Annotated in this window: 16 protein-coding genes; 6 read left to right on the top strand and 10 right to left on the bottom strand. The window is 72.6% G+C overall.

The features are described 5' to 3' along the window. Positions 1-8: 8 nt before the first annotated feature. The 3 genes from ACZ7L4_RS28190 to ACZ7L4_RS28200 are packed head-to-tail and all read right to left on the bottom strand — an operon-like array spanning position 9 to position 3,856. Positions 9-1,523: an aldehyde dehydrogenase family protein gene (locus ACZ7L4_RS28190; protein WP_472106878.1), complete on the bottom strand. Its 1,515-nt coding sequence runs from the start codon at positions 1,521-1,523 to the stop codon at positions 9-11. Positions 1,524-1,548: 25 nt separating this feature from the next. Then, positions 1,549-2,442: a 4-hydroxy-tetrahydrodipicolinate synthase gene (gene dapA / locus ACZ7L4_RS28195; RefSeq protein WP_472106880.1), complete on the bottom strand. Its 894-nt coding sequence runs from the start codon at positions 2,440-2,442 to the stop codon at positions 1,549-1,551. A 34-nt stretch (positions 2,443-2,476) separates the two neighbouring features. Then, the gene (locus tag ACZ7L4_RS28200) at positions 2,477-3,856 is read right to left on the bottom strand and encodes a protoporphyrinogen/coproporphyrinogen oxidase (protein ID WP_472106882.1); all 1,380 of its coding nucleotides are present in this window, start codon (positions 3,854-3,856) and stop codon (positions 2,477-2,479) included. A gap of 322 nt (positions 3,857-4,178) precedes the next feature. Here ACZ7L4_RS28200 and ACZ7L4_RS28205 point away from each other — a divergent pair, with 322 nt between their 5' ends. Then, entirely contained in the window at positions 4,179-4,862 is a 684-nt protein-coding gene (locus ACZ7L4_RS28205) for a GntR family transcriptional regulator (RefSeq protein ID WP_472106884.1), read from the top strand. A gap of 75 nt (positions 4,863-4,937) precedes the next feature. Here ACZ7L4_RS28205 and ACZ7L4_RS28210 read toward each other — a convergent pair whose 3' ends face one another. Next, on the bottom strand, positions 4,938-6,389 hold the full coding sequence (locus ACZ7L4_RS28210; protein ID WP_472106886.1) for an alanine/glycine:cation symporter family protein: 1,452 nt from the start codon (positions 6,387-6,389) through the stop codon (positions 4,938-4,940). Positions 6,390-6,716: 327 nt separating this feature from the next. Here ACZ7L4_RS28210 and ACZ7L4_RS28215 point away from each other — a divergent pair, with 327 nt between their 5' ends. Further along, entirely contained in the window at positions 6,717-7,778 is a 1,062-nt protein-coding gene (locus ACZ7L4_RS28215; protein ID WP_472106888.1) for a DMT family transporter, read from the top strand. 40 nt (positions 7,779-7,818) lie between these two features. Here the strand turns inward: ACZ7L4_RS28215 and ACZ7L4_RS28220 are convergent, their stop codons facing one another. The 3 genes from ACZ7L4_RS28220 to ACZ7L4_RS28230 all read right to left on the bottom strand — a co-directional run bounded on the left by ACZ7L4_RS28220 (position 7,819) and on the right by ACZ7L4_RS28230 (position 10,595). Next, entirely contained in the window at positions 7,819-8,325 is a 507-nt protein-coding gene (locus ACZ7L4_RS28220; RefSeq protein ID WP_472106890.1) for a hypothetical protein, read from the bottom strand. A 153-nt stretch (positions 8,326-8,478) separates the two neighbouring features. After that, on the bottom strand, positions 8,479-9,699 hold the full coding sequence (locus ACZ7L4_RS28225; RefSeq protein ID WP_472106892.1) for an FAD-dependent monooxygenase: 1,221 nt from the start codon (positions 9,697-9,699) through the stop codon (positions 8,479-8,481). A 158-nt stretch (positions 9,700-9,857) separates the two neighbouring features. After that, positions 9,858-10,595 (bottom strand): glucose 1-dehydrogenase, encoded by a 738-nt coding sequence (locus tag ACZ7L4_RS28230; RefSeq protein ID WP_472106894.1) that lies wholly within the window; start codon positions 10,593-10,595, stop codon positions 9,858-9,860. Positions 10,596-10,870: 275 nt separating this feature from the next. Here ACZ7L4_RS28230 and ACZ7L4_RS28235 point away from each other — a divergent pair, with 275 nt between their 5' ends. The 4 genes from ACZ7L4_RS28235 to ACZ7L4_RS28250 all read left to right on the top strand — a co-directional run bounded on the left by ACZ7L4_RS28235 (position 10,871) and on the right by ACZ7L4_RS28250 (position 14,776). Next, positions 10,871-12,433 (top strand): FadD3 family acyl-CoA ligase, encoded by a 1,563-nt coding sequence (locus tag ACZ7L4_RS28235; protein WP_472106896.1) that lies wholly within the window; start codon positions 10,871-10,873, stop codon positions 12,431-12,433. A gap of 68 nt (positions 12,434-12,501) precedes the next feature. Continuing rightward, entirely contained in the window at positions 12,502-13,386 is an 885-nt protein-coding gene (locus ACZ7L4_RS28240) for an LLM class F420-dependent oxidoreductase (RefSeq protein WP_472106898.1), read from the top strand. Beyond that, positions 13,383-14,255, top strand: coding sequence for an SDR family NAD(P)-dependent oxidoreductase (locus ACZ7L4_RS28245; RefSeq protein WP_472106900.1), 873 nt, complete (start codon positions 13,383-13,385; stop codon positions 14,253-14,255). The genes ACZ7L4_RS28240 and ACZ7L4_RS28245 overlap by 4 nt, the downstream gene beginning before the upstream one ends. 170 nt (positions 14,256-14,425) lie before the next feature. Then, the gene (locus tag ACZ7L4_RS28250; protein ID WP_472106902.1) at positions 14,426-14,776 is read left to right on the top strand and encodes an STAS domain-containing protein; all 351 of its coding nucleotides are present in this window, start codon (positions 14,426-14,428) and stop codon (positions 14,774-14,776) included. Positions 14,777-14,790: 14 nt separating this feature from the next. On the opposite strand, the gene ACZ7L4_RS28255 is transcribed toward ACZ7L4_RS28250, so the two are convergent. The 3 genes from ACZ7L4_RS28255 to ACZ7L4_RS28265 form a co-directional block, all read right to left on the bottom strand. After that, positions 14,791-16,053 (bottom strand): MFS transporter, encoded by a 1,263-nt coding sequence (locus tag ACZ7L4_RS28255; RefSeq protein WP_472106904.1) that lies wholly within the window; start codon positions 16,051-16,053, stop codon positions 14,791-14,793. Then, the gene (locus ACZ7L4_RS28260; protein WP_472106906.1) at positions 16,053-17,216 is read right to left on the bottom strand and encodes a PLP-dependent cysteine synthase family protein; all 1,164 of its coding nucleotides are present in this window, start codon (positions 17,214-17,216) and stop codon (positions 16,053-16,055) included. Before ACZ7L4_RS28260 ends, ACZ7L4_RS28255 begins: the two co-directional genes overlap by 1 nt. Positions 17,217-17,322: 106 nt before the next feature. Continuing rightward, positions 17,323-17,736, bottom strand: coding sequence for a hypothetical protein (locus ACZ7L4_RS28265; protein WP_472106908.1), 414 nt, complete (start codon positions 17,734-17,736; stop codon positions 17,323-17,325). Positions 17,737-17,747: the final 11 nt, after the last annotated feature.

Below are 17,747 nucleotides of genomic sequence, written 5' to 3' on the forward strand. Positions count from 1 at the left end.
CCTGGGCCTCAGCGCCCGTGGTGGTGCATGACGTGCTTGGTCCGCGAGTAGTCCTCCAGGGCGTACACGGACAGGTCGCGGCCGTAGCCGGAGCCCTTGAAGCCGCCCCACGGCAGCTCGTTGGCGAGCACCAGGTGGGAGTTGACCCAGACCGTGCCGGCGTCGATGCGGGCGGCGACGGCGTGGCTGCGGCGGGCGATCTCGGTCCACACGGAGGCGCCGAGGCCGACGTCGTTGGCGTTGGCGCGGCGGATCGCCTCGTCCTCGTCGGTGAACGTCTCGATGCCGACGACGGGGCCGAAGACCTCCTCGCGGGCGATCTCGGCGCCTTCGGCGACGTCGACCAGGACGGTCGGGGCGACGAAGTAGCCGGGCCTGTCCTCTTCGAGGGGCTCGCCGCCGACGACCGCGCGGGCGCCCTGGGCGACGGCCCGGCCGACGTAGCCGCGCACCCGGTCGTAGTGCTGCTTGGAGACCAGCGGGCCGATCTCGACGTCGTCGCCGACGCGCGGGTCGCCGACCGTGATCTGCCCGATCTCGCTCACGAGGTGCGCGGTGAACTCCTCGGCCACGTCAGCGTGCACGAGGACGCGGCAGGCGGCGCCGCACTCCTGCCCGGAGTTCCAGAACCCGGCCGTGCGCAGCCCCTCGGCGGCCGCCTTGAGGTCGGCGTCCTCGAAGACCACGAACGGGGCCTTGCCGCCCAGTTCGAGGTGGGCGCGCTTGACGGTGTCGGCGGCGGCGCGGGCGACGGCCCGGCCGCTGCCCGTGGAACCGGTGAGCGCGATCATCGCGATGTCGGGGTGGCGCGCGAGCCGGTCGCCGACGACCGAGCCGCGGCCCGTGACCACGTTGAAGACACCGGCGGGCAGCAGGTCGGCGACCAGCTCGGCGAACTTCAGGGTGGACAGCGGCGTCTGCTCGGACGGCTTGAGGACCAGGCAGTTCCCTGCCGCCAGGATCGGCGCGATCTTCCAGGCGCCCATCAGCAGCGGGTAGTTCCACGGGGTGACCGCGCCGATGACACCGAGCGGCTCGCGCAGCATCAGCGAGGTGTGGTCGGCGACGTACTCGCCGGAGGCCAGGCTGCTGCCGGTGGCGCGCAGGGCGCCCGCCATGAAGCGGAAGCCGTCGGCGGTCATGGAGATGTCGTCGCGGGACACCGCGAACGGCTTGCCGGTGTCGGCCGATTCGAGGCGTACGAGCAGGTCGGCATTGGCGTCGACCCGGTCGGCGATCGCCAGGAGCAGGTCGGCGCGCTCCTTGGGAGTGATGCGGGCCCAGGCCGGGTGGGCGGCGCGGGCGGCGGTCACGGCGCGGTCGGTGTCCTCGACGGTGCCGAGCGGGACGCGGGCGAGGAGTTCCTCGGTGGCCGGGTCGAGGACGTCGGTGAGTTCGACGCCCGGCTCGGTGGCAGCTTCTTTTGAGAACGTGCCGTCGATGAAGTGGCCGAGCGGCGGCAGCTCGTCCGCGCCGACGAGCGGTGCGGTGCCGGCTGCGGGGCGGTGGACGGTGAACGTCATGGCGTGGCTCCCTCGGGTCGCGGTCTCAGACGGACAGGTGCGGCAGGTCGGCGAGCGCGGCGCGGATGCGCTCGCGGTGCACGGCCTCGACGGGCAGCAGCGGCTCGCGCGGCGCGCCGACGGGCAGGCCGATCTCCTCCATCGCGGCGCGCACGCCCTGGATGAAGGGGCCGCCGGTCATCAGGGTGTCCATGAGCGGGAAGATCCGCTTCCAGCGCGAGCGCGCCAGCTCCAGGTCGCCCGCGGTCAGGGCCTGGTGGACGGCGACGAGGTCGGCGGCCATCACATTGGCCGAGCCCGCCATGACACCGGCGGCGCCCTCGGCGACCGAGGCGAGCAGCAGGCTGTCCCAGCCGAGGAAGGTGTCGATGACGTCGCCGTGGCGGTGGATGAGCTGGCCCGCCTGCGCCATGTCGGCGCTGGTGTCCTTGATGTACTTGATGTTCTCGACCTCGCGGGCGAGCGCGCCGACGGTGTCGGGGTCGAGGTTCACGCCGGTGGCGTCCGGGATGTTGTAGAGCATGACCGGAATGGAGACGGAGTCGGCGACGGTGCGCAGGTAGCGCAGCGTCTCGTCCATCGTCAGCGCCTCGTAGTACGGGGCGACGACCATCACCACGTCGGCGCCCGCCTTCTCGGCGTGCCGCGTCAGCGCGACGGCCTCGCGGGTGGCGACGGCGCCGGTCTGGGCGATGACCGGGACGCGGCCCGCGGCCTGGTCGACGACGGTCTCGACGAGCAGGCGGCGCTCGTCGCCGGTCATGGTGGCGAACTCGCCGGTGGAGCCGCCCGCGACGACGCCGGAGACACCGCCGTCGACGGAGCGGTCGACGATGACGCGCAGGAGCTTCTCGTCGATGTCACCGGCCGCGTCGTAGGGGGTGGCGAGCGCGGTCAGGATGCCGTTGTTCAGGGTCATGGTGGTTCCGTTCTCCTTGCGGGGGTTGGGTGGTTCAGGAAGCGGTGACCAGGCCCGCGCGGGAGGTCTGCCGGTCGGTGGCGAGCAGTCCGCGGACGTCGGTGGCGGCGTTGAGTCCGGACTGGATGGCGGTCTCGGTGTACAGCGAGCCCATGTAGTCGCCGGCGAGCAGGACGCGGCCGGTGCGGCGGGTGAGGGTGGGCTGGAGCTTGCCGCGCCCGGGGAAGCAGTACGGGGCGCCGAGCGGGAGCCGCCACACGTGCGACTCGACGACGTCGGAGGCGACGCCCGGCAGCACCTGGTCGAGGTCCTCCAGGTACGTGTTCGTGATGTCCTCGTCGTCCTTCTCCATGAGCTTGCGGGCGAGGGTGCCCGGCGAGAACGTCATGAGCGAGGAGCCGGGGTGCCGGTCGCGGCTGTAGCCGTGCTGGATGTTGGACATGTTGAGCACGACGTTGAAGGACCGCTTGGGCGTCGCGATGCCGTAGGCGTTGTCCCAGGCGCGCGGCCCGGTCTCGTTGGTGAGGAACGCGGCACTGACGTACGGCCCGTACTGGATCTTCGAGAGCGCGTCGCGGACGTCGGTCTCCAGGTCGGGGGCGATGCGGTGGGTGACGGGGGCCGGGGTGGCGAGCACGGCGGTGCGGGCCTCGACCTCGAACTCGAGGCCGTCCTGCTCGTAGCGGACGACGACGGAGTCCTTCTTGTGCACCACTTCGCGCACCGTCGCGCCGAGTTGGACGCTCTCGCCGAGCGCCGCGGCGATGGTCTCGGTGAGGGTGGAGGGGCCGCCGACGATGGAGTTCGACAGGCCCGCGCCGATGTTCCACACGAGGCTGAAGTAGCCGACCCCGGCCCCGGCCGAGATCTGGTCGATGTCACCGGCGGAGCGGGTGACGGTCGGCTCGAAGAGGGCCTGGGCGTCGGCGGGGATGTCGCCGATGAACTCCTTGAAGCTGATGTCGTTCATGAAGTCGTAGACCCGCTGCTGGCGTTGGGCCTCGCTCTCGCCCTTGCGGCGGCCGACGATCCGGGCGTACTTGCCGACCTTCGTGAAGACCTTGGCGCCGGTGGTGAGCATGCCGATGCGGGCGGCGGGCGACATCGGGATGCGGAAGGGGTACGTCTCCACCCGCCCCTTGAGCAGCAGCTTGCCGTTCATGTGCAGGCCGGACAGGGAGCCGGGGACGGGGACGGCGTCGACGCCGGTGCTGTCGAGCAGCCACGAGGTGGCGGAGTCGCCGCCCGCGTAGACGTGACCGCCCCAGTTCAGGAAGTAGCGGCCGCGCTTCTCGGAGCGGATGCGGCCGCCGACCCGGTGGTCCGACTCCAGGACCAGCGTGTCGAGGTGGCGCAGCCGCCAGGCGGCGGAGAGTCCGGCGATGCCACCGCCGACGATGACGACGTCTTTCATGGGAGTGCCCCCTGCTTCATGGCAGGCCGAACGGCCCGCCTGGTGGGTTGGGAATGCCGAGTGGGGACGCGCGCGAACGGATGGGCCGCGCGGCGATCTGAGGGCAACACTAGGATGTGATCACAGATCACACAATGGGGTTCGCGGCACGGATTCCATGAATCTCGACGGGCTCGCACCCGGGCGCCGACAGGGGGTGCCCGGCAGGCGCGCGACGGGCCGGACTAAGGTGTGATCAAAAATCACACAGCGGCCGACGAGGGCCCCGGCGGAGCCGGGCAACCCCCGGATGCGCCGCCCCCCAGCTGTTTAGGATGCGCACGTGGATACCTCGAAACGCCTGGAACCGGCCACCTCCATGGCCGACCGCGTCTACGCGGTGCTGCACGAGTCGATCATGAGCGGAGAGTTCCCGGTCGGCTACCGGCTGCGCATCCGTGACCTCGCGGCACTCGTGGGCACCAGCGAGATGCCCGTACGCGAAGCCATCCGCCGCCTGGAGGAGGCGGGCTTCGCCGAGCGGGCGCCGCACCGGGGTTCCGTGGTGAAGGGCCTGGACCTCGCCGAGCTGGTGCACGCCTACGACGTGCGGCTCCTGCTGGAGGTCGAGGCCACCCGGCTCGGCACCCGGCGCATCGACGGGGCGGGCGTCGCCGAGATGCGCGAGGGCCTGGTGAGCATGCGCGAGGCCATCGCCGAGCGCGGGGTGATGGACTACCTCGACCGCGACGAGGCCGTGCTCGGCGTCCTGTACGAGGCGTCCGGCAACCCGGTCCTGGTGGACACGGTGCGCTCCCTGTGGGCGCAGTGCCGCGCCTACAAGACGGTGGGCGCGCGCTCCGCCCTCGACAAGCCCGAGGACGACGCGCTGTGGCGCCACCAGGAGCGCCTGGTGGAGGCCGTCGCCTCGGGCGACGCGGAGGCGGCCGCCGCGATCACGCGCGAGTCCCTGGCGAGCGCCATAGACCGCATCAAGGCGCAGCTCAAGGAACAGAAGAAGAAGTAGCGGGAGAACAAAGGGAGTTGGACGAGGCACCTGCTTGCACCCCGTCCAACTCCCTTCGCGTTCCCGGGAGTCGCCTCAGACGCTCTCCGGCTGCTTGACGCTCTCCTTCTGCGGCTCCCAGTAGTCGGCCCCCTGGATGCCGAGCGGCCCCGGGTCGAAGTGCGGATCGAGGCCCTGGCTGCGCTGGCGGTCGTAGTCCTTGATGACCTTGCGCACGACGGGGGTCAGGAGCAGGACGCAGCCCATGTTCAGCCAGCCGAGGATGCCGTAGCCGATGTCGCCCACGGCCCACATCGCGTCGGCGGTGACGGCGGTGCCGATGAACGCGATGGCCACCGTGCCGGCCTTGAGCAGCGCGTCGAGGCTCCGGCTGCGCCGCTCGCCGAGCAGGAAGGCGAGGTTGGTCTGGGCGACGTAGAAGAAGAACACCATCGAGACGAACGCGAACATGGCGACGGCCACCGCGACGAAGCCCGCGCCCCAGCCGGGCAGGCTCGAATCGATCGCCTCCTGCATGTAGTTGGGGCCCGCGACCGCGCCGGGCACGTTCTCCACGAGGAAGCCCCCGGCGGGGTCCTGCACGTTGTATGCGCCCGTCACCACGAGCAGCAGTCCGCTCGCCGTACAGATCAGCAGGACGTCGATGTAGATGCTGCACGCCTGGACGATGCCCTGCTTGCCGGGGTGCGAGACGGTGGCGGCAGCCGCCGCGAACGTGCCCTCACCGAGGCCGAGGGCGGAGGCGAACACGGCCCGGCGCACACCCCAGGCGACGGCGAAGCCCATGACACCGCCGAAGACCTGGTCGACGCCCATCCCGCTGGAGACGATCAGGGAGATGGCGGACGGCACCTTCTCGATGTTCAGCGCGACGATGACGTACGCGCTGATGATGTACCCGAGGGCCACGAAGGGGACGACGGACTCGACGACCTTCACGATCCTGCGGGTGCCGCCCAGGACGACCACGCCGAGGACGGCGGCGAGCACGAGGCCGACCTGCCAGCCCTCCGTACCGAAGGCCAACTGGGCGCTGGAGGCGATGTTGTTGGCCTGCACGCCGGGCAGTACGAAGCCGTAGGCGATCATCGTCGCGAGCGCCACCAGGGAGGCGAGCCACGGCGCCTTGAGCCCGTACTTGATGTAGTACGGCATGCCGCCGAGGTCCTCGCCGTGACTGCGGCGCTTGTAGACCTGGGCGAGGACGGCCTCGGCGTACGCGGCCGTGGCCCCGAGCAGCGCGGTGACGACCATCCACAGCAGGGCGCCGGGCCCGCCGGAGGCGACGGCCGTGGCCACGCCGGCGATGGAGCCGACCCCGATGCGGCTGGACAGGGAGAGCGCGAGCGTCTGCAGCGAGGACAGACCGCCCTCACCCGCCTGACCCGCCCGCAGCTGCCGGATCATGTCCGGGACGCGGCGGAACTGGACCCCCTTCGTGACCAGCGTGAACAGCACGCCGATGGCCAGAGCGACATAGGCCAGCGGATCCCAGATCCATCCGCTGATCGTGGACAGGATTTCCATAGAGGCGTCTCCAGTGGCTCGGTGACACCCGTCCCTGGACGACGGCGGCACTCTACGCGGCGAGCCCGTCCACGGAAACCCTTGTGTGATCTGTGATCACAGATTAATGTTCCGGTCGACCGGGGGTCGCCGAGCCGTGCTGAGCCCTCAGTACCGACATCCGATGACACCCGTCCCTGACGGCCCTCCTCGAACGGTCCTGGCGGAGAACCCCCTCCGGTCCCCAGCAATCCCACGAACCCGAGTAGTCCCAACTGGCCGGAACGGTCGGGCACTTGGCGCGCCACTGCGCCGCGTCACGGGCTGCCCACGAACAAGAGGAACGCGATGACCGGAACGGGACGGCCCACCCATGCGGGAGCGGGGGCGGGGGCGCTGTGCGTGCTCGCGGCCTCGCTGCTGTGGGGCACGACGGGCACCTCGGCGACGTTCGCCCCGGACGTGGGTCCGCTCGCGATCGGCGCGGTCGCCATGGGGCTCGGCGGACTGCTCCAGGCACTGATCGCCGCGCCCCGCATCGCCGTGGAGCGGCCCCGGCTCCGTACGCAGCGGGGCGTCGTGCTGCTCGGCGCGCTCGCCGTGGCCACCTATCCCCTCGCCTTCTACAGCTCGATGCACCTGGCCGGCGTCGCCGCCGGAACGGTCGTCTCGATCGGTTCGGCGCCGCTCGCCTCCGCGGTGATCGAGCGGTTCGCCGACGGCCGCCGCCTCACGCGCCGCTGGATGTCCGGAGCGGCGCTCGGCCTCACGGGCACCGCCCTGCTGTGCGCGGCCGAGGCGGCGTCGGCGGGCTCGGGCGACCAGCCCCGCTCCGCCGCCTCGACCGTCCTCGGGGTGGCACTCGGCCTGCTCGCGGGCCTCACCTACGCCCTGTACTCCTGGGCGGCGCACCGCCTGATCAGCCGGGGTGTCACGGCGCGCGCCGCGATGGGCACGGTGTTCGGCATCGGCGGGGTGCTGCTGATGCCGGTGCTCCTGATGACGGGCGCGCCGCTCCTGCACTCCTGGACCAACGCGGGGGTCGGCATCTACATGGCCCTGGTCCCCATGTTCACGGGCTACGTCCTCTTCGGCTGGGGCCTCGCGCACGTCCCCGCGAGCACGGCGACGACGCTCTCGCTCCTCGAGCCGACGGTCGCGGCGATCCTCGCCGTCCTCGTCGTGGGTGAACGCCTGCCGACACTGGGGTGGTTGGGCATCGGCATGGTCGTCGCGTGCCTGGCCGTGCTCACGGTGCCGACCCGGAGGGCCGGGCGACGGTCGCGGTCGGTGGTCGTCGAGCGGGCCGATGCCAGGCGTGGCCGCGACGGCTTCCCGGCGACCACCGACACGGATACGGACACCGACACGGACACGGAGTCGGTGGCCGCGAGCACGACATCGGTGTGATCCACCGCTTGCGGGCCCGCGGCCACACGGGACCGGGCCCCTACGCGGCGAGCCTGCTCTCGCAGGTCGCCAGGCGTGCCTTGGCGCGCATGAGGAGTTTGTGGGCCTTCGTACGGTCCGCGGCCAGCTGGGGATCGGCCTTGAACGCCAGCCAGGCCTGATTGGCCACGCGCTCCCGCACGCCCGCCTCCTTGAGCTCCTCCCGCTTGGCGTCGCGCTGCGCGACGAGTTCGGCGTACCCGGGGTCCGAGGGGTCGGTGTACTCCAGCTTCTCGTTCAGGTCACCGAGCTCGAACTCGATCCCGTCCGCCTCGGTGGTGGCGTCCGTGTCGGCGTCGGAGAGTCTCTCGGCCGTGCGCTCCTCCGCGGCGAACTGCGCGTCGAGCACCTCCACGGTCGCCTGGTGGCGTGCGACCGTCTTCTCGTAGGCGGTGCAGTCCTTCGCCGGGGCGGCGGTGTCCGCGTGGGCGAGTGTGGCGGGCAGGCTCAGTGCCAGAAACGAAGCGGCTGCGATCACTGCGCTGCGCGTGCCGGTGCGGCGACCCATCTACGACTCCTGTCGGTGTGGCGGGGCGGGCCGCGGCAGGTGTGTCACCCCGGCCCGACTGTCCCCGCCATCAATGCCACCGGTGCGCAACGCTCCACGCCGGTGATCGCGCCGCGCCACCCGATTGCAGGAGCCCCCGTCGAGGGCGCCTGGTCAGGCGGCGGCGATGTCGATCGACTTCTCCCTGAAGGCCTTGGCCATCAGCGCCGACATGGCCTTCTTGCCGACGCGGTTGGCCTGCGCCCGCTGCATGGCGGTGCGCAGCACCTTGTCCCTGCGGGTCTGCGGGACGAACATCGTCAGGCCCATCGTGCGGCCCGACCGCTGCTGGACATCCATGAAGGGGCGCAGCCGCTGGTCCCATTCGCGCAGCGCGCGGGCCGTGTTGCCGGGGTTGCGCTGGAGCAGGGTGCCCAGGAGGTCGGCGCCGGCCATCGCGGTGGAGGCGCCCATGCCGGAGTAGAGGGTGAGACACCACGCGGCGTCGCCGAGCAGGACGACGCGGTCGGTGTGCCAGGTGTCCATCTCGACCTGGTGGACGGAGTCGAAGAGGTGGTCGTCGGCCTGCTCGAACTCCCTGAGCAGATGCTCGAGCAGGGGGCCGGTGGGCTCCGGGCCGAAGGCGGCGCGCAGGGACTCGACGGGTGGGCGGCGGAACTGGGCGTCGACGTCGGCGGTGCGGTAACTGAACAGCAGGCCGGGCGCGCGGTCGGAGAACGGGAAGGTCCACACCGAGCGGCCCGGTTCGGCCAGGACGATGCCGTCCTGCGGCCGGTAGCCGGGGATCGGTTCCTTCATGACGGTGGCGCCGATGACGTGGTTCAGCGGCCGCATGTACCGCTCGTGCGGGCCGAACGCGAGGCGCCGCACGGTGGAGCGCAGTCCGTCCGCGCCGACCACGAGGTCGAAGCGCTCGGTGAGCTCCGAGACGTCGCTGCCGGCGGTGGTGGTCCGGAGGGTGACATCGACGCCGTCGGGGTGTTCGTCGAGGGCGGTGGGTGTGGTGCCGTAGCGGATCTCGGTGTCGGCGGCGACGGCGTCGTGGAGGGCGGCCTCGATGTCGCCGCGGAGCATGAGGCGGGGCCCTCCGGGCAGGTCGCCGTAGCCCATGCCGGGGCGGCGGCAGCCGTTGCGCTCGACGTCGTAGGTGACGCCCTCCGGGGCGGCGCGGTTTCCGATGGCGTCGAGAACGCCCATGCGCTGCGCGGTGGCGCGCCCGGTCTCGAACAGCCCGATGAAGTACCCGGCGGCGCGACGCCCGGGCGCGCGCTCGACGAGGACCGGTTCCCAGCCGACCTCGCGCAGCCGCATCGCGGTGGCGAGGCCGCCGATGCCCATGCCGACGATCAGGGCGCGGGGTGCGGGGATGCTCATGGCTGACTTCCCTCTTCCGTCCGGGGTGGCGGCTTCTCCGACCATGAAAAGCAAAATGGAGAAGCCATCTCCATTTACGGGTCCACCGTACCACCAAACTGGAGACACCATCTCCAGTTAGAGCCATGAGTCAGGTCCGGGAGCCGGCGGCCCCCGGATCACAGCGCCGTGTACCCGCCGTCGATCACGAACTCCGCCCCGGTCGCGTACGTCGCCTCGTCGGAGAGCAGGAAGACCACCATCGCCGCGATCTCCTCGGGGCGGCCCATGCGCGCGACCGGCTGGCGCTGGAGGGCGGCGTGGGAGGGCGCCGAGTCGGCGGTCATCGGTGTGGCCACGAGGCCGGGATGGACGGAGTTGACGCGGATGCCGTCCGGGGCGAACTCCTGCGCCGCCGCCTTGGTCATGCCGCGTACGGCCCACTTGGCGGCCACGTAGGGAAGGATGTTCGGGAAGGCGATGAGGCCGGCGGTCGAGGAGATGTTGACGATCGAGCCGCCTCCGGCCGCCCGCAGCGGGGCGAGCGCCGCCTTCATCCCGAGGAGGACGCCGAGCTGGTCGACGTCCACGACCCGCCGGTAGTCGGCCTCGGTCAGCTCCTCGATCGGGGCGTTGTGCACGATGCCCGCGTTGTTGACGAGCCCGTTCAGCGCTCCGAAGGTCTCGGTGGCGCGGGTCACGGCGGCCCGCCAGGACGCCTCCCGGGTCACGTCCAGCTCGACGAACAGGGCGCACCGCGGGCCCAGTTCGGCGGCGAGCGCCTCGCCCTCCTCGATCCGTACGTCGCCGATGACGGCCCTGCCGCCCTCGGCGACGATCCGGCGGGCGTGCGCGGCGCCCAGCCCGCCGGCCCCTCCCGAGATCAGTACGGTCTTCCCGTCCATACGTCCCGTCATGGCGGCCTCCTCGGATCGATCGCCCGGTGTCGCGCGCCGCCCGGTGGCGCGCCCGCGAACGGCGAGTCTCGCGACGGGAGTTGGCGTGGCTCAATGGCCCGTTCCCGGCCAGTGGGAGTGGTGGCCGTCCGGGTGCGGCCGAGGGCGGTGGCTCCGCCGGTGCGCCGGATTTCCCACCCACCGGGAACACTCCGCTGCGCCCTCCCCTCCCCCGTGGCACGCTCCGACCGTCTGATTGCTCTGCACTGCCACGGCGACCGGGAGGACGACAACACATGGGCGGCCCGCACACCTTGGCCCGCCTCGCCGACTGGGCGGCCGACGCCCACGGCGACGCGGAGGCCCTCTCGTTCCGGGGGAACCGCTGGACGTTCCGCACTTTGCGCGACGAGGTGGACCGGGCCGCGCGGGCCCTGATGGCGCAGGGGCTGCGGCCGGGCGAGTCGGTCGGCATCTGGGCATCCAACAGCGACCGGTGGGTGATCGCCGCGCTGGGAGCCCTGGCCGCGGGCGGCGTCCTCGTCCCGGTCAACACCCGCTACCGCGCCGCGGAGGCCGCCGACATCCTGCGCCGGGCGCGGGCCCGCGTGCTGCTGACCGAGCACGACTTCCTGGGCCGCGACTACCGCGCCGAGATCGAGGACGGCCATGAACTCCCGGGCCTGGAACGGGTGGTGGCGCTCCACGACGACGGCGAGTGGTCCGCGTTCCTCGCGTCCGGCGACGCGGTCACCGCCCGCGAGCGCGCGGAGCGGTCGGCGGCGATCGCCCCGGACGCACCGAGCGATCTGCTGTTCACCTCGGGCACCACGGGCCGCCCCAAGGGGGTGATCGGCGAGCACGGACAGGTGGTGCGGGCCTCCCGGGACTGGGCGCGGTCGGTGACCCTGCAGTTCGGGGACCGGTATCTGCTGGTCAACCCGTTCTTCCACACGTTCGGCTACAAGGCGGGCTTCGTGGCCTGCCTGCTGAAGGGCGCGGCGGTGCTGCCGGAGCCGGTGTTCGACGCGGCGCGGGTCCTGCAGCGGATCGAACGGGACCGCGTGTCGGTGCTCACGGGCGCGCCGACGGTGTTCCTCTCCCTGCTGAACCACCCGCGGCGCTCCGCCCACGATCTGTCGTCGCTGCGCATGGCGGGCACCGGCGCCTCCAACATTCCCACCAGGATCATCGAGCAGATCCGCGAACTCGGCGCGCACACCGTGTTCACCGCGTACGGGCTCACCGAGTCGAACGGCTTCGCCACCATCTGCTCGCCGCACGAGGACGCGCACACGCTGGCCCACACGGCCGGGCCCGCGATGCCCGGCACCGAGATCCGTATCGACGCCTCGGCCGGCCGGTTCGCGGACGGCGAGGGCGAGGTCCTGATCCGCGGCTACCAGGTGATGCGCGGCTACCTCGACGACCCGGACGCCACCGCGGCCGCGCTCGACGCCGACGGCTGGCTGCGCACCGGTGACGTCGGGCGCCTCGACGAGCGCGGCTTCCTGACCATCACCGACAGGCTCAAGGACATGTTCCTGGTCGGCGGGTTCAACGCCTACCCGGCCGAGATCGAGCAGGCGCTGCGCGGCCATCCGGCCCTCGCCGACGTGGCGGTCGTCGGCGCGCCCGACGAGCGGCTCGGCGAGGTGGGTGTCGCGTACTGCGTCGCGGCGAGCGGCGCCGGGATCGACGCGCCGGAGCTGGCCGGCTGGGCGCGGCAGCGGCTCGCCAACTTCAAGGTGCCGCGCGCCTTCGTCGCCGTGGACGCCCTGCCGCACAACGCGGCGGGCAAGGTCGACAAGGTCGCGCTGCGCGAACGCGCCCGCCGGGAGCCGCCGTCGAGGACGTGAGCCGACGCCCCCTCCTAATTCCCTTGTGCACGCGCCACGTTGACCGCCACGTCCCACAGGAGCCCCGCGTGAAGTACTCCGTCGTCCTCCCCGTCGACCTCGGCGTCCTCGGTGAGCCCGCCGACGTGCTGCGCCTTGCCCGGCACGCCGAGGAGCTCGGCTTCGAAGCGGTGTCCGCCGTCGAGCACGCCGTCGTGATCGGTGCCACCGAGAGCCGCTACCCCTACGCGCCCGACGGCCGCCTTCCGCTGCCCGACGACCTCCCCTACCCCGACCCCCTGGAACTGCTCGCCTTCCTCGCGGCGGGCACCGAACGCCTCGGCCTGTCGACCGGCGTACTGGTCCTGCCGAACCACAACCCGTTCGTCCTCGCCAAGCGCCTCGCCACGCTCGACCGGCTGAGCGGGGGCCGGCTGCGGATCTGCGCGGGGCTCGGCTGGATGCGCGAGGAGATCGAGGCGTGCGGCGGCGACTTCGCGCGGCGCGGCAGAATCGCCGACGAGTCGATCCGGCTGATGCGGGAGCTGTGGGCGTCGACGTCGCCCGAGGGCCTGAGCTTTCGGGGCGAGTTCCACGCGGTCGAGGGCGCGCACAGCTACCCCAAGCCGCACGCGGGGCGCGCCGTGCCGCTGCACATCGGCGGCCACTCCGACGCGGCGGCCCGCCGGGCGGGACGCATCGGCGACGGCTTCCAGCCGCTCGGCCTGGCGGGCGACGAACTGGCCGCCGCCATCGCTCTCGTACGGGAGACGGCGCGTGGGGCCGGACGGGATCCCGGGGACGTGGAGTTGACGCTGGGGGCGACGCTGCCGCGCGCCGCGGACAGGACCGAATGGGCCGAGTCGCTGGGCGCCGAGCGGCTCCTGCTGTCCGGGTCCCGGCGCGCGACCTCTCTGGACGCGTTCCTGGAGGAAATGGCCGACTGCTCGGCGAAGTTGGGGCTGGGCCGATGACCGAGTACCTCGCTCCCCCGCCCGGCCCCGAACTGCCGTCCGCGCTGCCGCGCGACCCCGACCGCCCGCTGTTCGCCGGGCGGACGGCCGTCGTCACGGGCGGGGCGCTCGGCATCGGCGCGGGGATCGTGCGGGCGCTCGCCTATCACGGGGCGCGTGTGGTGCTGTGCGACACGGACGGCGACGCGGCGCGGGCGACGGCGGCGACGGTGCGCGCCGACGGCTCCCCCGAGGCGGCGGTCGTGGTCGGGGACATCCGTGCACACGCCACCGTCGACGCGCTGGTGGCGGCGGCCGGCGAGCCAGACTTCCTGGTGAACAACGTGGGCGACTTCCGCCCCCCGGGACCGTTCCTCACCAGCGAGGAGCGGGACTGGCAGGCCATGTACGAGCTGAACTTCCTGCACATCCTGCGGGTGACGCGGGCCTTCCTGCCCGGGATGGTGGAACGCGGGCGCGGCGGCATCGTCAACCTGTCGTCCGTGGAGGGCCGGCGGGGCATCCCCGGCAGTGCGGTGTACGGAGCGTTCAAGGCGGCCGCCATCGCCTTCACGGCGTCCCTCGCCGCGGAGGTCGGCCAGTACGGCATCCGCGTCAACGGCATCGCGCCCGACCTCACCGACACCCCGCAGACCCCGATGTGGGCGTCGACCGCCGCCAAGTACGGGGACCATGTGGGCAAATGGGTGCCGGTGGGCCGCTTCGGGCATCCCTCCGAGCACGGCGACGCGGCGGTGTTCCTGCTGTCCGAGCAGTCCCGCTTCGTGACCGGCACGACGCTGAACCTCGACGGCGGCACGATGGCCGCGCCCGGCTGGCTGCGCCGCGACGAGCACCGGTACACGAACATGCCGCGGGGGCTGCGCTGAACCCCCGGCGACCCGGGGCGCGTTGCGCTTGGCGCGCCGCCATATGCCGGAGGCATGACCAGCGAGCATCCTTGGCCGCCTTCCGCCGGATCTGATGCACGGACGGGGCGCTCGGTGCTTCCATGGAAAGCTCAACGCACCTCAAGCGGGTAGGCCGAGGAGCAACAACCATGAGCACGCCGACCTCACCCGTCTTCGACATCCACGTCGTCGACGCCGGAGACCTCGTACTCCTCCACGCGCGCGGGGAACTCGACCTGAACACGGCGCCCGGCCTCGACCGCGCGCTGGTCCCGCTGCATCCACGCCGCTGCGAACTCGACTTCGCCGACGTGCCGTTCACCGACTCGACCGGCATCAACCTCCTCGTCCGCCATCATCGGCTGGCCGCCGACGCGGGCGGCAGCCTGCGCCTGATCGCCGTCAGCAGGCCGGTCCGCCGGGTCCTGGACATCTCCGGCACCACCGGCCTGCTGCTCGCCACGCCGGAACCGCCCCCGACGGGCGCCGCCGGCCCCTGAGCCGGGCGGGCGGACTACACCTTCGCCGCCGCCGTCCTGGGCTCGCGACCGGCTGCACCGAGGCGCCCGCCACGAGCGAGCGCCGCCACGGCCGCCGCGCAGCCGAGGCCGGTGAGCGTCAGCGCGCACCAGGTCAGCCACAGGGCGTCGTGGCGCGCGGCGACGTCCCACAGGGCGCCCGTGGCCAGGTTCCCCAGGGTGATGCCGAGGCCGGACACCGTGTTGTACAGGCCGTAGTGCGTGGCCACGAGGCGGTCGCCGGAGAGCGCCACGACGGTGTCCATTTCGAAGGGATAGACGACCGCGCCGCCCATGGCGAGCAGGGCGACGGCGACGACCAGCGCGCCGACGACCGCCCACGCGGTGCCGGACGGGGCCAGCGCGAGCGGCAGGAACGCGAGGCCCATCGCGGTCAGCCCGCGCACCAGCGCCCGGGGCGGGTCCCAGCGCCGCTTCGCCCAGCCCGTCAGGCGCAGTTGGCCCGTCACGGCGACCGCGGCGGACACCACGAACAGTCCGCTCGTGACCCACGTGCCCCGGTCGCCCAGGACGCTCCGCGCCGCGAGCGGCAGCGCCAGGTACACCTGGAAGGTCAGCACGTACGAGCCGATCATCGCGAGGGCGAAGAGCAGGAAGGGCCGGTTGGCGACGACCGTGCGCCACTGGGCGAGGACGCCCTCGCGGTCCGCTTCGCCCCCTGCTCCGCGCCGCTCGGGCAGCGCCCGCGCCTGAAGGACGGTGAGCGCCGCGAACACGAGGGCTGCCGTGCTGCACACGAGGCGGAAGTCCGCCGCCAGCAGGGCGAGTCCGACCAGCGGGCCCAGCAGCATGCCCGCCTGGTAGTAGACGTTGAAGGTGGCGAAGGCGTCCACGCGCCGCTCGCCCGCCTCGGCGGCCAGGTACGCGCGTACGGCGGGGTTGAACAGGGCGCCCGCGAACCCGGTGGCCGCAGAGGCCGCGATCAGCGTCGGCAGGTTGTCGACCCAGCCAAGCAGCCCGAAGCCGACGGTGCGCAGCAGGCAGCCCGCCATGATCGGCGCCTTGTAGCCGAAGCGGTCGGCGAGGGTGCCGCCGATGAGGAACATGCCCTGCTGCGAGAAGTTGCGCACGCCGAGCACGAGCCCGACCGCCCAGGCCGCGAGGCCGAGCGCGCCGGACAGGTGCGCGGCGAGGTAGGGCATGAGCATGTAGAAGGCGAGGTTGATCGCGAACTGATTGACCATCAGCAGGCGTACGGGCGCGGAGAAGGAGCGGGTCTGCCGCCAGATCTCGGTCATCACCGCTCCACCCCGGCCCCGGTCTCGTTCTCGTTCCCGGCGATGGGCCGCGGCTCGGCGGCGAGCGGATCGACGATGTGCGTGCAGCGCGTCCAGCGGGTGACGACGCGGTCGCCGGGCCGTTCGATCTCGTCGGGGTCGTCGGCGGGCGGCTCGCCGCCGAGAAGGCCGTGCGTCCGGCAGTACGTGTCGTCGAAGACGGTGCCGACATAGCGTTGCGGCCCGTCGGGGAACACGGCCACGATGCGCTCCTCCGCGGGCAGCGTGCGGGCCAGCCAGCGGGCCACGAGGGCGACGGCGCCGACGCTCCAGCCGCCGGTCGCGTAGTGGCGGCGGGCCAGGTGCCGGGCGGCCCCGACCGCCTCGGGCGCGGCGACCCAGTGCACCTCGTCGAACAGGTCGTAGGCGACGTTGCGCGGGTGGATGCTGCTGCCGAGGCCGCGCATCAGGCGGGGCGCGGCGGGCTGGCCGAAGATGGTCGAGCCGGTGGTGTCGACGCCGACCACGCGCAGGTGCGGGAAGAAACCGCGCAGCACGGAGGCGATGCCCGCCGAGTGCCCGCCGGTGCCGACGGAGACGACGAGGGTGTCGATGCGGCCGAGCTGGGCGACGAGTTCATGGGCGAGCGGGGCGTACGCGGCCACGTTGTCGGGGTTGTTGTACTGGTCGGGGCACCAGGCGTCGGGGTGCCCGGTCAGGATCTCCGCCACGCGCCGGCGCCGCGCCTCCTGCCAGCCGCCGAAGGGGTGCGGGGTGTCGACGAGTTCGACGTCGGCGCCGTAGGCGGAGAGCAGCCCGGTCATCAGCGGTTCCATGCCGGGGTCGGTGACGACGGTGACCGGGTGTCCGTACGTGCCTCCGGCCAGCGCCAGGCCGAGACCCAGGGTGCCGGAGGTGGACTCGACGATGCGTGCGCCCGGGGCCAGTCGGCCGCGCTCGCGGGCCGCGCGAACCATGTGCAGGGCGGTGCGGTCCTTGATGCCGCCGGGGTTGTGGCCTTCGAGCTTGGCCCAGAAGCCGCGTCCTGCGGCGGTGAAGGGGGCGCCGATCCACAACACGGGTGTGTCGCCGACCAGTCCGGCCGGGGTGCGCTGGGGCCGCTTGGTGTCGGCGAGCAGTTGGGCGGGGGCGTCGGGCGTGCGGGTAGCTGTACGCGGGTTCATGGCGTGCTTCTCCTACGGCCGACGGCGGGGGTGCCGGGGCGGCCGTTCGGTGGACGGAAGGGACTGACCGGGACGCCGTCGGTCAGCAGCGACGGCGCGGGACCGATCAGGTCCGCCAGACACCGAGCCGGGAGCGTTCCTGAAGGTCAGGGAGGGGCGCGCGCATCCCGTCCGGAGGCGGCCCGCACCGCAGGGCCCAGCCGCCGTCCGTCTCGGCGCGGGGCACGACGAAGTGCACGGCGTCCGGGGCCACTTGAATGCCACGCGGCGCCTGCACGCTGGGCTCGTCCGCGCCGCGACACTCCTCGTCGCCCTCGTGATGGCCGGGGTCGCAGGCGCCGTGGTCGTGGGCGTGGCCGTGGGACACGGCGGCCACGGTGTCGGCCCGCCCGGAACTCGCCGACGCGGGCCCGTGGGCGCAGCACAGGACGTGCAGCAGCGCGGCCAGCAGCACGACGAGAACCGCACCGGCCCATGACCCGGTGCGGCGGTCGCGACGCCCTGCGAACGAGATCCCCATCGGCACAGAAC

It is taken from the genome of Streptomyces sp. NPDC107575 (genome assembly GCF_055657265.1).